The organism is Streptomyces sp. NPDC007991, assembly GCF_042958445.1.
GTDB lineage: Bacteria > Actinomycetota > Actinomycetes > Streptomycetales > Streptomycetaceae > Streptomyces.
On sequence record NZ_JBIBJD010000013.1, the window covers coordinates 13,308 to 34,611 of the forward strand.

Sequence of the window (21,304 nt, forward strand, 5' to 3'; positions counted from 1 at the left end):
GTCCTACGCCAGGCTGTCCCGCCAGGCCCGGTGCAGCTCCGCGAACCTGCCCGTGCCCGCGACGAGTCCGGCCGGTTCGCCGTCCTCGACGATCTTGCCGTGTTCCATCACCAGGACACGGTCCGCGATCTCGACGGTCGACAGCCGGTGTGCGATGACCACGGCCGTACGGCCCTTCAGCACCGTCGCCATCGCCCGCTGCACCGCGCGCTCGCCCGGGATGTCCAGCGAACTGGTCGCCTCGTCGAGGATCAGCACGGCGGGGTCGGCCAGCAACGCCCTCGCGAACGCGACCAGTTGCCGCTGGCCGGCCGAGATGCGGCCGCCCCGCTTGCGGACGTCGGTGTCGTAGCCGTCGGGCAGGGAGCTGATGAAGTCGTGCGCGCCGATCTCCTTCGCCGCCCGCTCCATCTCCTCGCGCGAGGCGTCCGGCCGGCCGATCGCGATGTTGTCGGCGACCGTGCCGGAGAACAGGAACGCCTCCTGCGTCACCATGACCACCCCGCGCCGCAGTTCGGGCACGGCGAGGTCGCGCAGGTCGACGCCGTCCAGCAGCACCCGGCCCTCGGACGGGTCGTAGAACCGGGCCAGCAGCTTGGCCAGCGTCGACTTGCCGGCGCCCGTGGAACCGACGACCGCGACCGTCTGCCCGGCCGGGATCGTCAGGTCGAAACGGGGCAGTACCTCGCCGCCGGTGCGGTAGCCGAAGCGGACGCCGTCGAAGACCACTTGGCGGCCGGGGTGTTCGCTCTTCAGCGGTGGGAGCTGCCGGGGCGTGGCCGGCTCGGGGACCGACGGGGCCTGGGCGAGCAGCCCGGCGATCTTCTCCAGCGAGGCCGCCGCCGACTGGTAGGAGTTGAGGAACATCCCGAGCCGGTCGATGGGGTCGTACAGTCGCCGCAGGTACAGCACGGCCGCCGCCAGCACGCCGAGGGCCAGCGTGCCGTCCGCGACCCGGTAGGCGCCCCACAGCACGATCGAGGCGACCGCCGTGTTGGCGACCAGCCGGGAACCGGTGACGTACCGGGCCATCTCCAGCGTCGCGTCGCCGTTGGTCCGCTCGTGCCGCTGGTTGAGCGCGCCGAAGTCCGCGTCGTTGACGGCCTCGCGGCGGAAGGCGCGCACCGGCCGGATGCCGTTCATGGTCTCGACGAACTTGACGATGACGGCGGCGGTGGCGGTCGACCGCGCCCGGTACACCCGGCCGGCCCGCCGCTGATACCAGCGCACGAGCGCGTGCAGCGGCAGCAGGGACGCCACCGCCGCACCGCCGAGGCCCAGGTCCAGCCAGAGCAGCATCGCCGAGATGTAGACGAAGGACAGGATGACCGTCACGAGCTCCTGGAGGCCCTCGTCCAGCAGCTCGCGCAGCGACTCCACGTCCGAGGTCGAGCGGGAGATGAGCCGGCCCGAGGTGTAGCGCTCGTGGAAGTCGACGCTCAGCGCCTGCGCGTGGCGGAAGATCCGGCCGCGCAGGTCGAGCAGCACGTCCTGGCTGACGCGGGCCGCGGTGGCGACGAACGCGAACTGGAGCCCGCCCGCGGCCAGCGCGCACGCCAGATAGCCGACGGCCACCGCGATCAGCGGCCCGTGGTCCTGCGCCCGGAACGCCGGCACGGCACGGTCGATGGCGTACGCCACGAGCAGCGGACCCGCCTGTACGACCGCCTGCTGGAGCAGCAGCAGGAGCGTCGTGATCGTGACACGGGCCTTCATGGGCGCGAGCAGGGAGCGCAGCAGGGCGCCGGTGGCGCCCGGGGGCGTGGGCAGGACGTCCCGGTCGAAGAGGTCGCCGGTGGCCGGGGTCCGGGCGTCAGGCGTCCCGGCGTCGGGTTTCCCGGCGTCGGGTGTCCCGCCGGCCGGTGCGGTGGTGGCCGCCGTCATCGTGCGCCCTCCTGTTCCCCTGACAGTTCCCCTGACAGTCCGTCCGACAGTCCGTCCGGCTGTTCCCCTGACGGTTCGCCGGACATCAGGTGCGCGTACTCGGCGTTCGTACGCAGCAGTTCCTGGTGGGTGCCGACCGCGGTGATCCGGCCGCCGGACAGCAGGGCGACCCGGTCGGCGAGCAGCACGGTGGACGGGCGGTGCGCCACGATCAGGGCGGTGGTGTCCGCGAGGACCCGGCGCAGGGCGGCCTCCACGGCGGCCTCCGTGTGCACGTCCAGGGCCGACAGCGGGTCGTCCAGGACGAGGAACTCCGGCTGTCCGACGACAGCTCTGGCCAGTGCCAGGCGCTGCCGCTGCCCGCCGGAGAGGCTGTGGCCCTGCTCGCCCACCCGGGTGTCCGTGCCCTGCGGCAGCGCGTACACGAAGTCGGCCTGGGCGACGGCCAGGGCGCGCTCCAGCTCGGCGGGGCCGGCCGTGTCGCCGGCGCCCATGGACACGTTGTCGCCGACCGTGGCCGAGAACAGCGTGGGCTCCTCGAAGGCGACCGCGACCTTGGCGCGCAGCGCCTGCCTGGACAGGGTCGTGATGTCGACGCCGTCGAGGGTGATGCGGCCCGAGGTGACCTCGTAGAAGCGGGGGATGAGCGCGGTGAGGGTCGTCTTGCCGCTGCCCGTCGCGCCGACCAGGGCCATGGATTCACCGGGGCGGACATGGAGGTCGACGCGGTCCAGGACGGGAGGGGAGTGGGGCGGGGCGTCGGGGTAGCGGAAGGTGACGTCGTGGAAGCGCAGGCCCGCTCGAGCCGCTGGCGGTCGTGCCGCCCGGGCGGCACGGGCGGGCGCGGCGGCACCTCGCGGCGCCGGGTCGCGCGTCCCGCCCCCGGGGACCGACACCGCGTCACCGGCGACCCCCCGCTCCTCCACCCTCTCGTCCATCACCTCGAAGTACCGCTCCGTCGCCGTCGCCGCCTCCTGGCTCATCGCCAGCAGGAACCCGATCGACTCCACCGGCCACCGCAACGCCAGCGCCGTGGACAGGAACGCCACCAGCGTCCCCGCCGACAGCCCCCCGTCGGCCACCTGCACCACCCCGACCACCAGCGCCGCGCCGATCGCGACCTCCGGCAGCGTCACGATGACGCCCCAGATCGTCGCCAGCAGCCGCGCCTTGCGCAGTTCCGTGCCGCGCAGCGTCCCCGACAGCTCCCGGAACGCACGGGCCTGGCTCCGGTGCCGGCCGAAGCCCTTGATGCTGCGGATGCCGAGCACGCTCTCCTCGACGACCGTGGTCAGGTCGCCGACCTGGTCCTGGGCGAGCCGGGCCACCTTGGCGTACCGCTTCTCGAAGATCACGCAGGTGGCCATGACGGGCACGGCGGGCCCGAGGATCACCAGCCCCAGGGTCCAGTCCTGGAGCAGCATGATGACCACCCCGACGAGGATCGTCACGCTGTTGACCAGCAGGAACGTCAGCGGGAAGGCGAGGAACATGCGCAGCAGCATCAGGTCCGTCGTCCCCCGGGACAGCAACTGCCCCGAGGCCCACCGGTCGTGGAAGGCCACCGGCAGCCGCTGCAGGTGCCGGTACAGGGCCTCCCGCATGGACGCCTCGACGTGGGCGAGCGGCCGGGCCACCAGCCAGCGCCGCAGCCCGAACAGCAGGGCCTCGGCGAAGCCGAGCAGCAGCAGGTACAGCGCGCCGAGCCAGACCCCGCCCGGGTCGCGGTCGGCGATCGGCCCGTCCACCATCCACTTCAGCACGAGCGGGATCACCAGGCCCACGCAGGAGGCCAGTATCGCGACGAACGCGGCGGTGAACAGCCGCAACCGCACGGGCCGCACATACGGCCACAGGCGCAGCAGCGTACGCACGGCGGAACGGTCCTGGGCGGGGGCGGGTGTCGTGGCCATCAGCAGCGAGCCTACGGATCGCCACTGACAGTGCCCAGCGAGTTTCCGCCGTACCGGGCCCGGTCGTAGGCCCATGACCTGCGCGTTCGAGGGGTCGTACGACGGCATCAGCCGATCGGATGATGCCCGTTCGAGCGCGACGGCCGTCCTCGGCCAGGCCCTGTCGTCGAATTCCCGCCCGCCCCGCCGTTCCCTGTTTCCTCTTCTTCGGTGGGGCGTGATGGGCGCGTGAGGTGCGCGTGAGCCGTCGCTGGGAGCGTGGCCGTCGTCAAGGACAGTCTGGATAAAGGGGATTCGCGTGACCGTGATGGCCGAGACGGACCGGGTGTGTGCCGCGCTGCGGGCGCTCACCTTCGAGCACACCGTGGCCAAGGGACTCGTCCACCGGCGGGCGCTGTCGGAGGTGTTCCTGACCGACAGCAGGCCGGCCGACGACGACCACTTCGTGGCCGGAGCGCAACTGCCGCCGTCCCACGCCTACTACACCGACCACACGACCCGCGCCGCGGTCGACCCGCTGTTCCTGCTGGAGTGCTGCCGCCAGGCCGAGACGCACGCGGTGCACGCGCACTTCGGGGCGCCGGACGGCACCAAGTTCGTCCTCCAGCAGTGGTCGATGGACCTGCCGGGCCTGACCGCGCTGGAGCGTGCGCACGGGCCGGCCGAGGTGACGATCGCGGCCACGACGCATGACGCGCAGTGGGTCGGGGGGTCGCTGCGCGGCCTGCGGTACCGCATGGCGATCAGCGTGTCCGGGCAGCCGGTGGGCGAGGTGACGATGCGGGTGAAGTACGTCGCCGACAGCGTGTACGGGATGCTCCGAGGACGACGGGACGGCGGGAGCACGCCGACGTCCGAGTCGTACCGCCGGCCGGTCACCGAGGGACTCGTGGCGCCCGGGCGCGTGGGCCGGGAGCGGCCGGAGAACGTGGTGCTGCTCGACCCGGTCACCGAGGGCCGGCAGGTCCGGGCACGGCTGCGGGTGGCCGGCGGGCACCCCAGCCTGTTCGACCACGCCCAGGACCACGTACCCGGCATGGTGCTGATGGAGGCGGGACGGCAGACGGCCCTGCTGACCGCCGAGGAGCTCTTCGGGGCCCCGGCGGCGTCGTGGTCGCTCACCGGGCTGGAGGCCTCGTTCCACGCCTACGCGGAACTCGACGAGCCCCTGACGGTGGTCGGCGACGGCCGGGAGCAGGCGGCCGGCGCCGCCGGGTCCGTCTCGATCCCCGTGACGTTCGAACAGGGCGGGCGCGGCGTCGCCCGGGCCTCCTTCCGCCTGGAGCGCGGCGGCAGCGCGGGACGGTGACACAACAAGGACCGTCCGGACCCCATGAGGAGGGGTCCGGACGGTCTTCTCGTTCCGTGGGCGAGCAGTCATCCCTCCCGGGCGGCGGAGGACTGGTCCAGGTCACGGTCGCGGACCATGGTGAAGACGGCGATCGCCCCGGCGAGGGCCACGCAGGCCAGCACCACGTAGACGACGCCCCAGCCGTGCTGGAGACCCTGGACCGCCCGGTCCACCAGGTCCTGTCCGCCGCCCGCGCGGACGGAACCCAGCCGGCCCTGGACCACGTCGTCGGCCATCGTGCCGTCGCCCGCGGGCAGTTGCCGGCGGGTCGAGGTGAGCAGCAGTCCGCCCACACACGCCACGCCGATCGTCTCGCCGGCGACCCGGAGGGTGTTGAACATGCCCGACGCCATACCGCTGCGCTCGGCCGGCACCACGCTGACCGCCGCGTTGTCCATGACACCGAAGGCCAGACCGATACCGACACCGGCCAGCAGCAGCGCCGCGTACAGCCCGGTGCGGGACGACACCGGGTCGGTGAACGTCATCAGCAGCAGCGCCACGGCCAGCACCGCCGGTCCGACGGCCAGCAGCATCCGAACGGACAGCAGCCGCACCAGCGTCGGTGTGAACAGCGGCAGGACGAAGACCGGCAGGGTCAGCGGCAGCAGCATCGCTCCGGACATCGTCGAGCCCGCGCCGCCCGCGCCCTGGAAGTAGGGCGGCAGGTAGACGAGCAGGGCCGCGAACGCGAAGACGATGCTCACCGGCTGCCAGATGATGGCGACGAACGTGGGACGCCGCAGCAGGCTCAGGTCGAACATCGGCTCGGCGACACGCAGTTCGACCACGACGAACAGGGCGAGGAACAGCGCCGCACCCGCGAAGGAGCCGAGCGTGACGATGCCGCCCCACCCCTGTGAGGGCCCCTCGACGAAGCCGAGGGCGAGCAGCATGAGGGCCAGGGTGAAGGTCAGCACGCCGGGCAGGTCGATGCGCCGCGCACCGGGGTTCTTCGACTCGGGCAGCGGCCGGGCCAGGACGAGCACGACCGCCCCGAGCGCGACGTTGACCAGGAACACGGCGTGCCAGGACGCGACGCCCACCAGCAGACCGGACACGAACGGGCCCATGGCCAGGCCGAACCCGATCGAGGCGCCGAAGATGCCGAAGGCCCTGGCCCGGGCGGCCCCGCTGAACGTGTGGGCGAGCAGCGCGGAACCGCTGGTCAGCACCGCGGCGGCGCCCATGCCCTGGACGAAGCGGGCCAGGTCCACGAGCAGGATGGTGGGCGCGGTGCCCGCGACGAGCGAGGCCAGCGCGAAGACGGCCGTGCCGCTCAGGAACAGGCGGCGGCGCCCGAAGAGGTCGGCCGCGGAACCGGCCGCGAGCATGAACGCGGTGAACGCCACGTTGTAGGCGTTCAGCACCCACTGGGTGGAGGCGGCCGAGGCGTGCAGCGCGCCGGACATCTCGGCGAGGGCGACTCCCGGCCCCGTGACGGAGATGGGCAGCATCACGGCGGCCAGAGCGATGGCCACCAGTACACGTGTGGGATTGGGGGCGGTCTCCGCAGGGACGGTCCTGGGGGGTGACAGCTCGGAATCAGCAAGTGACGGGGACATCGAAACCTAACAATCCTGGGGCGGCTTGGGTCGGGTGCGGGGTCAGAGCCGGGAGGCGGGCAGCGGGGCCGGCCGGTCGTCCTCGGCGGTGAGGAGAGCGCCGAGCTCCGCGAACGAGGTCACCTGCGCGTCGATGAAGGGCCCGAACGCCGACACGTCGTCGTCCGAGAAGACCGCGCCGCGCATCAGCACCGTGCGCAGGCCCGCGATCTTGGCCGCGCGCAGGGCGAGCGGGGAGTCGTCCACCAGCAGCCACTGCCCCGGGTCCGCCTCGCCCTCGGCCGCGAGCAGCGCCGCGTAGGTGTCGGGATCGGCCTTGGAGGCGTGGTCGAGCGCCACGTAGTCCTCGGGCCGGAACAGCCCGTCGAGCAGTGAGCGGCGCGCGGTGGTGCGGTCCATCGTGGAGAAGACCCGCAACCGCACGTCCCGCGCACGCTGCTCGGCGCAGAACGCCTCCACGCCCTCGCCGAGGGCCAGCGGTGTGCCCCGGACGGCGGTCAGCGACCTGAGCGCGTCGATCTCGGCGCCGAGGTGCTGCTCGATGCCGAGGCCCGCGAACAGCACGCGCAGGCTCTCGCGCTGGGGAAAGGTGCTGATGGCCTTGAACTGCGTGACCGTCGCCTCGATCGGCAGCTCCGTGTGGCGGTTGATGCCTTCGTGCAGGGCGAGCAGCAGCAGGCTCGACGCGTTCAGGCTCAGCACTCCGTCGAAGTCCAGCAGCACGGTCTGCGGGGAAGCGGCGCGGTCCAAGGCGTAACTCCTGGGTGGGATGAGGGGGCGCGGCCGGAAGGGCCGGGACCGCGCGGGGAGGGGAGGGGCGCCGGCGGCGCCGGACCGGCCGGGGGAAGGGCGGTCCGGCACGCGGGGCGGCGCGTGGGCTCAGCCGCGCCAGACGGAGTGCGCGGCGGCCTCGGCGTCGAGGGTGCGCAGCAGCTCCTCGTCGATGGAGTGCAGCGAGTCGACGATGTGCCGGGCGCCGCTCTCGCGCATCAGCTGGGGCTGGAAGCTGTGCTCGAAGGAGCTGGGGTGGCCGATGAAGGGGATGTCGAGGGCCCGGGCGACCTCCGCCACCCGGGCCACGTCGTCGATGAACAGCACCTCGTCGTACTTCAGGCCGAAGACCTCGGTGGTGATCTCGCGCAGGCCGGGGCGGAAGTCGTTGGTGCAGACGTAGCCGGGCTCGTCGAAGAGGTCGGCGTGCTCGCCCAGGAAGTGGTCGAAGTGCGACTTGTCGAGGCCGCCGTAGCTGACCGTCTTCAGTCCCAGCCCGCGCAGCCGGCGCAGCAGGTCGATCGCGCCGTCGAGCAGCTCGACCGGGTGCTCGCGGGTGTACTCCTCGCGCTCCTTGAAGTAGACGTCGATCGCCTCCTGGGCGGTCCACGGAACGCGTGCCGCGTTCGCCATGCCCTGGCCGCCGACCAGCTGCGGCTGGGAGAAGATGCTGCGCTCGACGTCGGCGGTGTACTCGCCGCCACGGCTGACGATGAAGTTGTGGATGACGGGGCTGAAGGTGTCGTTCAGCAGGACGCCGTCGATGTTGACGGCGGCCAGCTTGAGCTGCTGGAGCTTGTCTGCCATGGGATTCCTCGTTACGGGTGGAAGAGAGTGAAGGGCGGGGAGTGATCGGCGTCAGTGGCCGACGGTCGCCATGCCCGCCGGGTCGTAGCGCTCGCCGGAGACGACGTCGTGGGGCACCGCGGCCGACACGGCGGCCAGCTGCTCGTCGGTGAGCCGCAGTTCCGCGGCGGCGACGTTCTCGCGCAGGTAGCCGATCCGGCGCGTGCCCGGGATGGGGACGATGTCCTCGCCCTGGGCCAGCAGCCAGGCCAGGGCCAGCTGTACGGGACTGCACCCGTAGAGCTCCGCGAGTTCGCGCAGCCGCTCGACCATGCGGATGTTGCGCGCCAGGTGCTCCTGCTGGAAGCGGGGGTGCGAGTGCCGGAAGTCGGTGGGGTCCAGGTCCTCGGGCCGGCTGATCGCACCGGTCAGGAAGCCCCGCCCGATCGGCGAGTACGCCACGAGTGACGTGCCCAGCTCCCGGGCCACCGGCAGGACTTCGGCCTCCACCTCGCGGGTCCACAGCGAGTACTCGGTCTGCAGGGCCGCGATGGGGTGCACGGCGTGCGCCCTGCGCAGGGTCTGCGCGGTCACCTCGGACAGCCCCAGGTGCCCGACCTTGCCGGCCCGCACGAGCTCCGCCATGGCTCCGACGGTCTCCTCGACGGGGATGTCGGGGCTCTTGCGGTGGAGGTAGTAGAGGTCGATGTGGTCGACGCCCAGGCGCTGCAGCGAGGCGTCGACGGCCCGCCGGCAGTGCTCCGGGCTGGAGTCGATGTTCCGGCCCTGGCGCGGGTCGCTGTCGTCGCGCCGGATGCCGAACTTGGTCGCGAGGACCACCTGGTCGCGGCGGCCCGCGAGGGCCCGGCCCACCAGGCGCTCGTTGTGTCCCTTGCCGTACATGTCGGCGGTGTCGAGCAGCGTGACCCCGCTGTCCAGGGCCGCCTGGAGGGTCGCCAGGCTCTGGGCCTCGTCGGTCGGACCGTAGAACTCCGACATCCCCATGCAGCCGAGACCGATGGCGGAGACCACCGGGCCGTTGGTGCCAATCCTGCGTTGCTGCACTCAGTTCTCCTCGTGCGCGGTCGTGAGCGGGGTCGTGTGAAGGGGCGTCCGGAGCACGTTCGCCTGCACTGCGGCACAGGGCCGCCGCCGGACGCATTCCAGGCTGGCAGCGCGCACTTACGCACCACTCATGTGCCGCTCACGGCCGACGTGAGCGGCACATGTCCCCTGCGTGGGCCGCTCGTGAGGGAAAGCGGAGCCCGCGTTGCCAGGCTGACAACTCCGCAGAGCGCCACAGCACATCGGTGCACCACGACAGCAGCCAGGAGGAACGACGCAGTGACGGCTACGACAGCGACAACGGCTGTGGCTGACAGCAGCACCCCGGACCACTCCCGCGGTGCCGGAGACGCCGGATGACCGGGTCGGACCGCGCCGCGGTCGTCGCCGGTCTGGGCGCCTGGGTCCCGCCCACGGTGGTCACCAACGACGACCTGGCCCGGCAACTGGACACCTCGGACGAGTGGATCAGCAGCCGGACCGGGATCCGCCGACGGCACGTCATCGACCCGGGCGGATCGACCGGTGACCTCGCCGTCGAGGCCGGGCGCAGGGCCCTGAAGTCCGCGGGCGAGGAGCGGGCCGACATCGTCGTCGTCGCCACCAGCACCCCGGACCGCCCCTGCCCGGCCACCGCGCCCGAGGTCGCCGACCGGCTGGGGCTCGGCGGGGTCGGCGCGTTCGACATCGCCGCCGTGTGCACGGGCTTCGTCTACGCGCTGGGCGCGGCGGCCGGTTTCGTCCAGGCGGGCTTCGCCCGCTCCGTCCTGGTCATCGGGGCTGACACCTTCTCCACCATCCTCGACCCGGCCGACCGTACGACCCGGGCCATCTTCGGGGACGGCGCCGGAGCGGTGTACCTGCGCGCCGGCGCGGCGACGGAACCGGGCGCCCTGAAGGGGCTCCAGCTCGGCAGCGACGGCGGCCGGAGCGACCTCATCCAGGTGGCGGCCGGGGGTTCACGGCAGCGTTCCACCGGCCGGCCGGCCGCGCCGGAGGCCGCCTACTTCACCATGGCGGGCCGCCCGGTGTTCGCGGAGGCCGTGCGCCGCATGGCGGCCTCCGTGACGGCGACGGCCGACGCCGCCGGCTGGGCGGTCGAGGACCTCGACAAGGTCGTCCTCCACCAGGCCAACGCGCGCATCCTGGCCGCGGTCGCCGAGCGCGTCGACGTACCGCTCGAACGGTTCCCCGCCAACATCGAGCGGGTCGGCAACACCGTCGCGGCCTCGATCCCGCTGGCGCTGGCCGACGCGTCGGCCGACGGCGAACTGCTCCCCGGCCAGCGCGTCGTGCTCGGCGGGTTCGGCGGCGGACTCACCTGGGGGTCGGTGGCGCTCGTATGGCCCGACATCACCGCGGCCTGACGCCGGCCGCTCCCCAGCACACCCACCCTCACCTCTCATCACTCACCACCGCACCACAAGGAGACACACCATGCAGGCGATCGCGGAGCGGGTCTCGGTCCTTCTCTCCGACCAGTTCAAGGTCAAGCCGGAGATCATCGCGTCCGAGGTGACGCTCGGCACACTGTCCTTCGACTCCCTGGTCCTGATCGAGCTCGGCCTCGTCCTGGACAAGGAGTTCGGGGTCGAGATAGCCGACGGTGAGCTCACCGAGGAGCACACCCTGGACGACCTGGTCCAGCTGCTGTCGGCCAAGGGAGCGGCGGTCTGATGGCGGACGGTCCCACGCACGGCACGGCCGTCACCGGCCTGGGCCTGGTGACCCCGGCCGGAATCGGCCTGGAGGAGAACTGGGAGCGGGTGCTGTCGGGGCGCTCCTGCGCCACACGCGACCCCGCGCTCACCGAGCTGTCGGTCGACTTCTCCTGCCGGGTACCGGGTTTCGACGCCGGTGACCTGCTGGGCGGCTTCGCCGGCTGGCAGCTGGAGCGTTTCGTCCAACTCGCCCTCGTGGCCTCCCGGATGGCCGTCGCGGACGCCGGGTGGGACGCCACGACCTGGGACGGCACCCGGGTCGGGGTGGTGCTCGGCAACTCGCTCGGCGGCGCCGCCACCTTCGCGGAGCAGCACGACACGCTGCGCGAGCGCGGTGCCGGCAAGGTGTCGCCCCTGCTGGTGACGAAGTACATGCCGAACATGCTCGCCGGCTATGTGGCGATCGACGTCGGCGCGCGGGGGCCGAGTCTGGTCACCGCCACCGCGTGCGCGTCCGGGGCGACCGCCATCGGTACCGCCCGCGACCTGCTGCGCTCCGGCGCCTGCGACATCGTGCTGGCGGGTGCCAGTGAGTCCGCGCTCACCCCGACGGTGATGGCCGGGCTGTGCAAGATGGGCGCCCTGTCCAAGTCGGGGGACGCGCCCGAGCACGCCGGCAAACCGTTCGACGCGGAACGGGACGGTTTCGTGGCCGCCGAGGCGGCCGGTGTGCTGGTCCTGGAGCGGGAGGCGGACGCCCGCGCCAGGGGTGCGAGGATCCGCGCCGTCGTCAGCGGCTACGGATCCTCCTCCGACGCCCACCACGCCACCGCCCCGCACCCCGACGGGGAGGGCATCGAGCGGGCCCTGCGCGCCGCCCTGGCGGACGCGGACGCCGGCCCCGCCGACGTCGGTCACGTCAACGCGCACGGCACCGCCACCGCGATGAACGACCTCGTCGAGGGCAGGATGCTGCGCCGCGTCCTGGGCGACGCGCCCCTGGTCACGTCGACCAAGGGGGTCACCGGCCATGCGCTGGCCGCCGCGGGCGCCATCGAGGCGGCGTACACGGTGCTGGCCGTGCAGCACGGCACGGTGCCGCCGACGGCGAACCTGAAGAACCCGGACCCCGCCATCGACCTGGACGTGGTCAGCGGCGAACCCCGCACCATCCCGGTGGACGTCGCCGTCAGCACGTCGCTGGGGTTCGGCGGGCACAACGCCGCGCTCGTCATCACTTCGGCCTGAGCATCACCCCGACAGGTCCGCGCCGGGCGGGGAGCACGCTCCCCGCCCGGCGCGGGCGCTGCACGCGCCCCGGCCCGTGCGGCGCTCCCATGGCCCCGCCCCCCCAAGGAATGAGCATGGCTTCCCACTCCGAGGGCTGGACGCACGTGCTGCGGCCCTCCGCACAGCGCGGCAGCCGCGTCGTCGTCTTCCCGCACGCGGGCGCCGGCGCGCAGCGCTACGCGAGCGTCCTGGCCGGTCTGCCGGAGACGGTGGAGGTCGTGGGCGTCACCCTGCCCGGGCGGGAGCGGCGCGCGGGCCTCGCACCCCGTACGACGCTGGCCGCCGCCGTGCCGGGCGTCTGCCAGGAGTTGAGCGCCCTCGATTCCGCCCCCACCGTCTTCTACGGCCACAGTCTGGGAGGGCTGCTGGCGCTGGCCGTCGCCGACGCGGGCGGGCCCTGCGACGGCCTGGTCGTGAGCTGTTCGCAACCGGGCGCGCGAAGCCGCCCGGGCGCGCAACTCCCGGGCTCCGCCGCAGAACTGACCGAGATCCTCGCCTCCCACCGCCTGCCCGCCGACGCCCTGCGCGATCCGTCGCTCAGCCCCGCGCGGCAGGTCCTGGCCCATGACCTCGCGCTCGCGCGGGACGCGCTGCACGCCGTGGAGCCGCTGCGGCTCACCGTGCCGGTGACCGCACTGGCCGGTACGGACGATCCGCTCGTCCCGCCGGACGCGCTGCCCCTGTGGGCCCGCTTCACCTCGGGCCCGTTGCGCTGCCGGCTCGCCGGGGGCGGGCACTTCTTCCCCTTCACCCCGTACGGTCAGGGCGTCCTGCTCGAAGAGCTCCGCGCGTCCCTGACGGCCGCCCGCACGGGGGCCCTTGTCCACTGACGGGCGCTACGCCCCGACGAGATGGGAGGAGCGGTCGTCCAGGAACGTGTGCTCCAGCGCGTCGTCGCAGTTCAGGATCTGCTGCTGGAGGCGGCGCAGACGGTGCGAGGGCTCCAGGCCGATGCCGTCGGTCAGCGCGGTGCGCACGCCCTGGTAGGCCGCCAGCGCGTCGTTGCGGCGCCCGGAGAGGTACAGCGCCAGCATCAGGTACTCGTGCAGCACCTCGTCGTAGGGGTTGAGCGCCACGAGGGCGTGCAGTTCGCCGATGACCTCGGCGTAACGGCGCAGCCGCAGGTCCAGGCCGACGCGCTGACTCAGCACCGCCTTGCGGTCCTCCTCCAGCCGCAGCACGTGCGGGTGCAGTACGGGCCCGGCCGGCACATCGGCCAGGGGTGCGTCGCGCCACAGCTTCAGCGCGTTGTTCAGCTGCGCCGACGCCTGTGACAGGTCCCCCCTGGCCTCCGCCTCTCCCGCCGCCGACACGAGCCGGTGGTAGCCGACGACGTCGAACTGCTCGCCGGGGACTTCGAGCCGGTAACCGGTGGCCTCGGTGATCAGTGTCTCCTTGGGGAGACGGTCCGAGGGGCCGCCGTCGAGGGCGCGGCCGAAGCTCTTGCGGATCTGCATGACGCAGTTCTGGATGCCCGTCGAGGCGCTCATGGGCACGTCGAGGCCCCACAGTTCGCGCTCGATGGCGGCCCGCTGCACCACGCGGCCCCGGTTCAGGATGAGCACGGCGAGGAGCTTTCTGGCCTTCAGCGCCGTGGGGACCACCGACACGCCGTTCATGGTCACGCGCAGGGGGCCCAGCACTCTGGCGATCATCCGTCCTCCTCGCTCAGGTGTGTAGCGGTGTATCAATGGACTGTAGCTCATGTTTTGACCGGTGTCGTTCGCCGCTCATCGCCCGATGCAAGGAAGCAGCAGGTCGCCCACCTTGCGAAGTTGGGAGAAATGCGCCCGTGACACAGTCTTCTCTTGTCGTTCATGGAGTCAACTGGAAGTCAAACTTGGTCTCTGGTTTACTTTTGGACCTCACACCGCAAAATCAAGGGGGCTTCGTGCAGCAAGGCGGCATGCCTGACATCGCGATCGTCGGGATGGGGTGCAGATTTCCGGGGGCGCGCGGGGTGCGCGCGTTCTGGCAACTGCTCGAACACAACACCGACGCGGTCACCCCCGTGCCGGAGGACCGGTTCGACGTGCGGCGGTACCACTCGACGCGGCCGGGCGAACCGGGCACGACCGTCTCGCGGCACGGCGGGTTCATCGACGACCTGTACGGCTTCGACGCCGCCTTCTTCGGCATCGCCCCGCGCGAGGCGCTGGCCATGGACCCCCAGCAGCGGGTCCTCCTCCAGGTCGTCTGGGAGGCGCTGGAGGACGCGCACATCCTCCCGTCCTCGCTGGCGGGCAGCCGCACCGGTGTCTTCGTCGGGCAGGCGACCGCCGAGTACGCGGACCTGGCGGAGTCCGGCGGGCAGCAGGACGTGCACGGGATGGCGGGCAGCCGGCTGCGGACGATGACCGCCGGGCGCCTCTCCTTCGCCCTGGACCTGAGGGGGCCCAGCCTGATGGTCGACACCGCGTGCTCCTCGTCCCTGGTGGCCGTGCACCTGGCCCGGCAGAGTCTCCTGACCGGGGAGAGCGACCTGGCCGTCGCCGCCGGAGTCAACGCCGTGCTCTCGCCCTCCGACGCCATCACCTACTCCCAGGGCGGCATGCTCGCCCCCGACGGACGCTGCAAGTTCGCCGACGCCTCCGGCGACGGCTTCGTCCGCAGCGAAGGAGTGGGGACCGTCCTGCTCAAGCGGCTGCCCGACGCCCTGCGCGACGGCGACCAGATCCTCGCCGTCCTGCGGGGCAGCGCCGTCACCAACGACGGCCAGGGCAGCGGAACACTGCTGCAGCCCGCCGTGTCCGGACAGACCGAGATGATCCGCTCCGCCTGCCACAGCGCCGGCATCATCCCGGACCGGCTGGACTACGTGGAGGCGCACGGCACCGGTACCCCCGTCGGGGACGACGTCGAACTGCGCGCCTTGGCGCAGGCCCTGGGAGACGAAGGACGGTCCCGGTCCCGTCCGCTGCCCATCGGCTCCGTCAAGACCAACATCGGCCACGCCGAAGCCGCCGCCGGGATCGCGGGCCTGATCAAGACCGTGCTTATCGCCCGGCACCGCACCATCCCCGCGTCCCTGCACCTGCGCACACCGCACCCCGCCCTGGCCGGGGACGCGGCCACCCTCGCCTGCGTCACGCGCAACACCCCGCTCGTGCCCGGCGGCCGGGCCGCGGTCATGGGGGTCAGTTCCTTCGGCCTCTCCGGCACCAACGCGCACGTCGTCGTCGGCGAGTACGTGCCCGAGCCGCACACCGGGCAGCTCCCGCAGAGCCCTGCGGACGCCCCCGAAGAGGCGCTGCCGCTGCTGCTCAGCGCCCGCACCCCGGCCGCCCTGAGCCGGCTCGCCGCGCGCTACGCCGACTTCCTGGACGGCGACGAAGGGCGGGCGTTCCCCCTGCGCGACATCTGCCACACCGCCGCGACGCGCCGCGACGCCCACCCCCACCGCCTGTGGGCCGTCGGCCGCACCCACGGCGAACTCGCCGCCGCCCTGCGCGCCCTGGCCGAGGGCGAACAGACCCCGGACGGAGGGACGGCCGACGCCGGATTCACGGGCGAGAGCCGGACCGCGTTCGTCTTCCCCGGTCAGGGCTCGCAGTGGCTCGGCATGGGCCGCCGCCTGCTGGCCACGGAAGCGGTGTTCCGCCGGACCCTGACGGAATGCGACGCGGCCGTCCGGGAGGAGCTGGGCTGGTCGGTCATCGGCCTGCTGACCGGCGACGGCGAGGACGCACCGCCGTCCGGACTCCCCGACGATGTCGCGGTGGTGCAGCCCTTACTGTGGGCCGTGCAGGTGTCCCTGGCCGCGCTCCTGCGCGCCAAGGGAGCCGAACCCGACCTGTGCGTCGGGCACAGCATGGGCGAGGTGGCCGCCGCCCAGGTCTGCGGGGCGCTGTCGCTGCAGGACGCCGCCTCGGTCATCTGCCGGCGCAGCTCCCTGATGCAGAGCCAGGCGGGGCGCGGCGCGATGCTGGCCGTCGAACTCGACGCGCTGAGCGCGGCGGAGGCGGCGGCGCCCTACGGCGACGCGGTGTGCGTCGCGGCGGAGAACGCCCCCGCGAGTGCCGTCCTCGCCGGGGACGCGCACGCTCTGCACCGCATCGCCGAACGCCTCCAGGCCGAAGGGGTCTCGTGCCGGCCCGTCAAGGTCAACGTGGCGTCCCACTCCCCTTACATGGCGGACCTGCGGGACGACCTGGCCGACGCCCTCGCCCACCTCACGCCGCTGCCCGCCCGTACCGCGATGTTCTCCACCACCCGCTGCGAGCCGGTCGACGGCCCCGAACTGGACGCCGCCTACTGGGTGGACAACCTCCGCGAGCGGGTGCGTTTCGTCGAGGCCGTGCGGGCAGCCGCCAAGGAGGAGACGGTGTTCCTGGAGGTCAGCCCGCACCCGCTGCTCGTCCAGTCCGTCACGGCGGTCCTCGGCGAACAGGGCGCCGCACCGGCCGCCGTCGCCACTCTCACACGCCACCAGGACGACGGCGAGAACATCACCCGGGCCCTCGGGCAGCTCTTCTCCCACGGCGGACGCGTCGACTGGAACCGCTACTTCCAGGGGGCCGCGCCCCGCGTGCCGCTGCCGACGTACGCCTGGGACCAGGAACAGTTCAGGAAGGAGCCGGCCCCCGCCGGGCCGGCCGAGCACGTACGGGAGATCGGACTGCGCGAGCTGGGCCTGGCCGAGCTGGGGCAGGGCGTCCGCACCCGGGACGGCGCGGCCGTCGTGCCGCCGGTGCTCTACGCCGAGGCCGTCCTGCGGGCGGCGGACGGCATCGGGCGAGGCGGTGAAGGCGTGCTGGAGGACGTGGAGTTCGGGGACCGGCCCTGGGAGCTGGCACACGCCCGCGATGCCGCGGTCCGCGTGTGCCTGACGCCCGCCGCACGGCCGGACCGCTTCGTGTTCACCGTCACCGCGCTGCGCACCGCGGACGGCACCCGGGACGGTGAACTGTGCATGACCGGAAGGTTCCGCACGGCCGGCCCATCCGCCGACGCGGGGGAGGACCTGGCCGGCCGGAGCGGGACGGGCGAGCCGTCCGGCCGGGAGCTGCTGGACGCCGCCCTGACCCGGTGCACCGCGTACGTGCCGGCGGCGGAGTTCTACCGCCGTGCCCAGGGCCGCGGCTACACGGTCGACGCGGCGCTGCGCACCGTGGCGCAACTGTGGTGCTCCGACGGCGAATCGGTGGCTCGCATGCGCCCCTCGCCCGGCTCGGGGACGACAGGGCTCGAAGCGGGCCTGCTGACGATGCTCGCCGCGTGGCCGCACGCCACGGGGGCGGGAGGGAGGCCGGACGGCTATGTGCCGGTGTCCTTCGGCCGCGTCGTCGTCCGGGACGAGGCGGGAGTCGGCCGGGACCACTGGTGCGTGGCCCGCTTCACCCCCTCGGACGGTACGGACGACGCGCGCTGTGACGTGTGGCTGACGGCTGAGAACGGCCAGGTGATCGCGGAGTTCCGGGACATACGACTGCGCCGCCGGGCGGCGGGCCCCGCCCGCGAGGCGCGCGACGCGGAAGGCCCGGTGCCGGTGCCGGTGCCGGTTCCCGCGACCACGGCCCCCGGGCGCGCCCCCACGCCCGACGACGTCCTGAAGCAGGCCGCCACCGTGCTCGGCCTCTCGGCTACCCGGCTCGACCAGCGCAGGCCGCTGCGGACCCTGGGACTCGATTCCCTGCTGGCGACCGAGCTCAGGGTGCGCCTGCACCGCACGGCGGGTGTCGACATATCCGCCAGACGGCTGCTGGGCGGCGAACCCATCGGCGTGATCGCCGCATCCGTGGCGTCACGGCCCTGACGCCACCGCCCCGACATTCCCTCAGGAAAAAGAAGACCATGACTCATAGATGTACCGTGGTATAATTTTTTCCGGCCGGGGGAGCCCGCACAACGACGTGAGAAGGCGAGGAAGCACATGGCCTCTGAACCTGCCCGCCCCCTCGGGCGCAGAGAGCGCAGCAAGCAGCGGGTTCGGGACCGCATCTACACCTCCGCCCTGACGCTCTTCGCGGAGCAGGGGTACGACCGCACCACGATCGACCAGATCGCCGAGCACGCCGACGTGGCCCGGGGCACCTTCTTCAACTACTTCCAGCGCAAGGAAGACCTGGTCACCGCCTGGGCCGAGGCCCGCAAGCGGCGCCTGGAGCTGTGCATGGAAGAGTCGATGAAGTCCCGGAACGACGATGTGACGGTGCACCTGGAGAGGTGCATGGCGGCACTGGCGGAGTTCAACGAGTCCGAGCGGGAGATCACCGCCGCGATGCTCCAGGCGTGGGTGAAGGCCGGCCAGCCCCTCCTCGAAGAGCCCTACGCGGGCCAGGTCTTCGCCGACATCATCGAAGCCGGGCGCCAGCGCGGGGAGGTCACTTTCGACATCGACCCGATGAGGGTCGGCAACATCCTCCGTGACTCGTACCTGGGCCTGCTCTACCGCTGGTCGCAGGATCCGGGCGGGCGGGTGCCGCTCCACATCGAACTGCGCGAGGTCCTCAGGATCGTCCTCACGGGCGTCCTGTCGTACTCCCAGCACGGGCGCGGCACCCCGGCGCCGTCGGCTCCCGCCGCGACCCCGCTCACATCGGCGTCGCAGGCGTAGCAGCCGGCCCGTATGCGGACCGGCCCGCCGACCACCGGGCCGGCGGGCCGCCGTCGCCGGGGCCCGGGGGTGGCGAAACGATGCCTCAGCCCGCCACCCGCAGCAGCAGCACCGCCCGCGCCGGCACCGTGATCTCCGTCCCCGCCGGGTGCTCCACCCCCGGCGCCTCCCCCTGCTCCTCCAGGCTCGTGTCGACGACGACCTCGTACCGCTCCGCCCAGGGCGGCCCCGGCAGCACGAAGCCCACCGGCTCCTCGCCCGCGTGCAGGACGGCGAGGAAGCTGTCGTCGAGGATCTGTTCGCCGCGCTCGTCCCGGCCCGGGATGTCCCGGCCGGACAGATACATGCCCAGCGTGGCGGCGGGCGTGTACCAGTCCTGCTCCGTCATCTCGGTGCCCCGGGACGTGAACCAGGCCAGGTCGCGCAGGCCGTCCGCGCTCTGGGCCCGGCCCGAGAAGAAGGCCCGGCGCCTCAGCACCGGGTGCCTGTGGCGCAGCCCGATCAGCCGGGAGGTCAGCGCGCACAGCGCCTTCCAGCCCGGGTCCCGCAGCAGGCCCCAGTCCACCCAGCCGGTCTCGTTGTCCTGGCAGTAGGCGTTGTTGTTGCCGCCCTGCGTGCGGCCCAGCTCGTCGCCCGCGACCAGCATCGGCACACCGGTCGACAGCAGCAGCGTGGTCAGCAGGTTCCGCAGCTGCCGCCGCCGGAGCGCCCGGACACCCTCGTCGTCCGTCTCGCCCTCGGCGCCGCAGTTCCAGGCCCGGTTGTCGTCCGAGCCGTCGCGGTTGCCCTCGCCGTTGGCCTCGTTGTGCTTGCGCTCGTAACTCACCAGGTCGCGCAGGGTGAAACCGTCGTGCGCGGTGATGAAGTTGACGGAGGCGTACGGCCTGCGACCGCCCCAGGCGTACAGGTCGCTGGAGCCCGACAGGCGGTAGCCCATCTCCCGTACGTCCGGCAGCGCGTGCCGCCAGAAGTCCCGCACGGCGCCCCGGTACCGGTCGTTCCACTCCGTCCACAGCGGCGGGAACGCCCCCACCTGGTAGCCGCCCGACCCCACGTCCCACGGCTCGGCGATCAGCTTCACCCGGCGCAGCACCGGGTCCTGGGCGATGACCGCGAGGAACGGGGAGAGCATGTCGACGTCGTGCATGGAGCGGGCCAGCGCCGCCGCCAGGTCGAAGCGGAAGCCGTCCACGCCCATCTCCGTCACCCAGTACCGCAGGGAGTCCGTGATGAGCCGCAGCACCTGCGGCTGGACCACGTGCAGGGTGTTGCCGCAGCCGGTGTAGTCGGCGTAACGGCGGGGGTCGTCCTGGAGGCGGTAGTAGCCGCGGTTGTCGATGCCCTTCAACGACAGCGTCGGCCCCAGCTCGCCCGCCTCCGCCGTGTGGTTGTAGACCACGTCGAGGATGACCTCGATCCCGGCCGCGTGCAGGGCGCGCACCATGCGCTTGAACTCGCCGACCTGCTGCCCGGTCGTGCCGGAGGCCGCGTAGGCCGCGTGCGGCGCGAAGTAGCCGATGGAGTTGTAGCCCCAGTAGTTGCGCAGGCCCCTGCGCAGCAGATGGTCCTCGTGCGCGAACTGGTGCACCGGCAGCAGCTCCACCGCCGTCACGCCCAGCCTCACCAGGTGCTCGATCGCCGCCGGGTGGGCGAGACCGGCGTAGGTGCCGCGCAGTTCCTCGGGGATGTCCGGGTGCAGCCGGGTGAAGCCCTTGACGTGCAGCTCGTAGATCACCGAGTCCGCCCAGGGCGTCTTCGGGCGGCGGTCGTCCGCCCAGTCGTCGTCATCGTGGACGACGACGCCCTTGGGGACGTACGGCGCCGAGTCCCGGTCGTCGCGCACGGTGTCGGCGACGTGCTGCTGCGGCCAGTCGCGCACGTGCCCGTACACCTCCGGCGGCAGAGCGAAGTCACCGTCGACCGCCCGGGCGTACGGGTCGAGGAGCAGCTTCGCCGGGTTCCAGCGGGCGCCGGTCCACGGGTCCCAGCGGCCGTGCACCCGGTAGCCGTAGCGCTGCCCGGGCAGCACGCCCGGGACGAAGCCGTGCCAGATCTCGTGGGTCAGCTCGGCGAGCCGGACCCGCGACTCCCTGCCCCGCTCGTCGAAGAGGCACAGCTCGACCCCTTCGGCCCCGCCCGCCCAGAGGGCGAAGTTGGTCCCCGCCACCCCGTCCGGACCGACCCGGAACCGGGCGCCCAGGGGTGTCGGCGCGCCCGGCCGGGCGGGCACCGCGGGCGGCGGCGCGGCCCGCCGCGCGACGTTCACGGCGGCGGCCTGGCGCCCGTTCCCGGTGGCCTGATGACCGGCCACCGCCTCCTGCTCGGCTGCGCTGGACACCTGTCAGCCTCCCGCGGCTCGTGGGACGACGGGGGACAGAGGGGTGCGGCTCTGCTGCGGCCCGGGTCGCGGCTCCCCTGCGCGTCGTCCTCCCCACTGTTCTGCCCAGAGGGTGGGTCGCACT

At 72.8% G+C, this 21,304-nt stretch carries 15 protein-coding genes; 7 read left to right on the top strand and 8 right to left on the bottom strand.

Going from position 1 to position 21,304, the window contains the following annotated elements:
* Positions 1-3: 3 nt before the first annotated feature.
* Positions 4-1,884 (bottom strand): ATP-binding cassette domain-containing protein, encoded by a 1,881-nt coding sequence (locus ACFZDA_RS32695; RefSeq protein WP_391088687.1) that lies wholly within the window; start codon positions 1,882-1,884, stop codon positions 4-6.
* On the bottom strand, positions 1,881-3,797 hold the full coding sequence (locus ACFZDA_RS32700) for an ABC transporter transmembrane domain-containing protein (RefSeq protein WP_391088689.1): 1,917 nt from the start codon (positions 3,795-3,797) through the stop codon (positions 1,881-1,883). The genes ACFZDA_RS32695 and ACFZDA_RS32700 overlap by 4 nt, the downstream gene beginning before the upstream one ends.
* A gap of 307 nt (positions 3,798-4,104) precedes the next feature.
* Between ACFZDA_RS32700 and ACFZDA_RS32705 the strand changes: the two genes are divergently transcribed.
* Entirely contained in the window at positions 4,105-5,106 is a 1,002-nt protein-coding gene (locus ACFZDA_RS32705) for a ScbA/BarX family gamma-butyrolactone biosynthesis protein (RefSeq protein WP_391089079.1), read from the top strand.
* Positions 5,107-5,174: 68 nt separating this feature from the next.
* Here the strand turns inward: ACFZDA_RS32705 and ACFZDA_RS32710 are convergent, their stop codons facing one another.
* The 4 genes from ACFZDA_RS32710 to ACFZDA_RS32725 all read right to left on the bottom strand — a co-directional run bounded on the left by ACFZDA_RS32710 (position 5,175) and on the right by ACFZDA_RS32725 (position 9,335).
* Entirely contained in the window at positions 5,175-6,629 is a 1,455-nt protein-coding gene (locus ACFZDA_RS32710; protein WP_391088691.1) for an MFS transporter, read from the bottom strand.
* 126 nt (positions 6,630-6,755) lie between these two features.
* Entirely contained in the window at positions 6,756-7,463 is a 708-nt protein-coding gene (locus tag ACFZDA_RS32715; RefSeq protein ID WP_391088693.1) for an HAD family hydrolase, read from the bottom strand.
* 129 nt (positions 7,464-7,592) lie between these two features.
* Positions 7,593-8,291, bottom strand: coding sequence for an HAD family phosphatase (locus tag ACFZDA_RS32720; RefSeq protein ID WP_391088695.1), 699 nt, complete (start codon positions 8,289-8,291; stop codon positions 7,593-7,595).
* A gap of 51 nt (positions 8,292-8,342) precedes the next feature.
* A complete protein-coding gene (locus ACFZDA_RS32725; RefSeq protein ID WP_391088696.1) occupies positions 8,343-9,335 on the bottom strand; it encodes an aldo/keto reductase in 993 nt (330 codons plus the stop codon).
* 356 nt (positions 9,336-9,691) lie between these two features.
* On the opposite strand from ACFZDA_RS32725, the gene ACFZDA_RS32730 reads away from it, so the two are divergent.
* The 4 genes from ACFZDA_RS32730 to ACFZDA_RS32745 all read left to right on the top strand — a co-directional run bounded on the left by ACFZDA_RS32730 (position 9,692) and on the right by ACFZDA_RS32745 (position 13,116).
* Positions 9,692-10,702 carry a beta-ketoacyl-ACP synthase 3 gene (locus tag ACFZDA_RS32730; protein WP_391088697.1) on the top strand — a complete coding sequence of 337 codons (1,011 nt, stop codon included), beginning with the start codon at positions 9,692-9,694 and terminating at the stop codon, positions 10,700-10,702.
* Between the two features lie 70 nt (positions 10,703-10,772).
* On the top strand, positions 10,773-11,012 hold the full coding sequence (locus ACFZDA_RS32735; RefSeq protein ID WP_391088698.1) for a phosphopantetheine-binding protein: 240 nt from the start codon (positions 10,773-10,775) through the stop codon (positions 11,010-11,012).
* Positions 11,012-12,244 carry a beta-ketoacyl-ACP synthase II gene (locus tag ACFZDA_RS32740; protein WP_391088700.1) on the top strand — a complete coding sequence of 411 codons (1,233 nt, stop codon included), beginning with the start codon at positions 11,012-11,014 and terminating at the stop codon, positions 12,242-12,244. The genes ACFZDA_RS32735 and ACFZDA_RS32740 overlap by 1 nt, the downstream gene beginning before the upstream one ends.
* Before the next feature lie 116 nt (positions 12,245-12,360).
* A complete protein-coding gene (locus ACFZDA_RS32745) occupies positions 12,361-13,116 on the top strand; it encodes an alpha/beta fold hydrolase (protein WP_391088701.1) in 756 nt (251 codons plus the stop codon).
* A 6-nt stretch (positions 13,117-13,122) separates the two neighbouring features.
* Here the strand turns inward: ACFZDA_RS32745 and ACFZDA_RS32750 are convergent, their stop codons facing one another.
* Positions 13,123-13,941 carry a BTAD domain-containing putative transcriptional regulator gene (locus ACFZDA_RS32750; protein ID WP_391088703.1) on the bottom strand — a complete coding sequence of 273 codons (819 nt, stop codon included), beginning with the start codon at positions 13,939-13,941 and terminating at the stop codon, positions 13,123-13,125.
* Positions 13,942-14,192: 251 nt separating this feature from the next.
* Between ACFZDA_RS32750 and ACFZDA_RS32755 the strand changes: the two genes are divergently transcribed.
* Both ACFZDA_RS32755 and ACFZDA_RS32760 read left to right on the top strand, forming a co-directional pair.
* Positions 14,193-18,041: a beta-ketoacyl synthase N-terminal-like domain-containing protein gene (locus ACFZDA_RS32755; protein ID WP_391088705.1), complete on the top strand. Its 3,849-nt coding sequence runs from the start codon at positions 14,193-14,195 to the stop codon at positions 18,039-18,041.
* A gap of 117 nt (positions 18,042-18,158) precedes the next feature.
* The gene (locus ACFZDA_RS32760; RefSeq protein WP_391088707.1) at positions 18,159-18,842 is read left to right on the top strand and encodes a TetR family transcriptional regulator; all 684 of its coding nucleotides are present in this window, start codon (positions 18,159-18,161) and stop codon (positions 18,840-18,842) included.
* Between the two features lie 85 nt (positions 18,843-18,927).
* Here the strand turns inward: ACFZDA_RS32760 and glgX are convergent, their stop codons facing one another.
* A complete protein-coding gene (gene glgX, locus ACFZDA_RS32765; protein ID WP_391088708.1) occupies positions 18,928-21,180 on the bottom strand; it encodes a glycogen debranching protein GlgX in 2,253 nt (750 codons plus the stop codon).
* Positions 21,181-21,304: the final 124 nt, after the last annotated feature.

Bases quoted from the DNA above. Each gene is read 5' to 3' on its own strand.
- ACFZDA_RS32740 (WP_391088700.1), top strand. From the start codon at position 11,012: ATGGCGGACGGTCCCACGCACGGCACGGCCGTCACCGGCCTGGGCCTG.
- ACFZDA_RS32760 (WP_391088707.1), top strand. From the start codon at position 18,159: ATGGCCTCTGAACCTGCCCGCCCCCTCGGGCGCAGAGAGCGCAGCAAG.
- ACFZDA_RS32745 (WP_391088701.1), top strand. From the start codon at position 12,361: ATGGCTTCCCACTCCGAGGGCTGGACGCACGTGCTGCGGCCCTCCGCA.
- ACFZDA_RS32700 (WP_391088689.1), bottom strand. From the start codon at position 3,797: ATGGCCACGACACCCGCCCCCGCCCAGGACCGTTCCGCCGTGCGTACG.
- ACFZDA_RS32720 (WP_391088695.1), bottom strand. From the start codon at position 8,291: ATGGCAGACAAGCTCCAGCAGCTCAAGCTGGCCGCCGTCAACATCGAC.
- ACFZDA_RS32735 (WP_391088698.1), top strand. From the start codon at position 10,773: ATGCAGGCGATCGCGGAGCGGGTCTCGGTCCTTCTCTCCGACCAGTTC.
- ACFZDA_RS32730 (WP_391088697.1), top strand. From the start codon at position 9,692: ATGACCGGGTCGGACCGCGCCGCGGTCGTCGCCGGTCTGGGCGCCTGG.
- ACFZDA_RS32750 (WP_391088703.1), bottom strand. From the start codon at position 13,941: ATGATCGCCAGAGTGCTGGGCCCCCTGCGCGTGACCATGAACGGCGTG.
- ACFZDA_RS32695 (WP_391088687.1), bottom strand. From the start codon at position 1,884: ATGACGGCGGCCACCACCGCACCGGCCGGCGGGACACCCGACGCCGGG.
- ACFZDA_RS32755 (WP_391088705.1), top strand. From the start codon at position 14,193: ATGCCTGACATCGCGATCGTCGGGATGGGGTGCAGATTTCCGGGGGCG.
- ACFZDA_RS32705 (WP_391089079.1), top strand. From the start codon at position 4,105: ATGGCCGAGACGGACCGGGTGTGTGCCGCGCTGCGGGCGCTCACCTTC.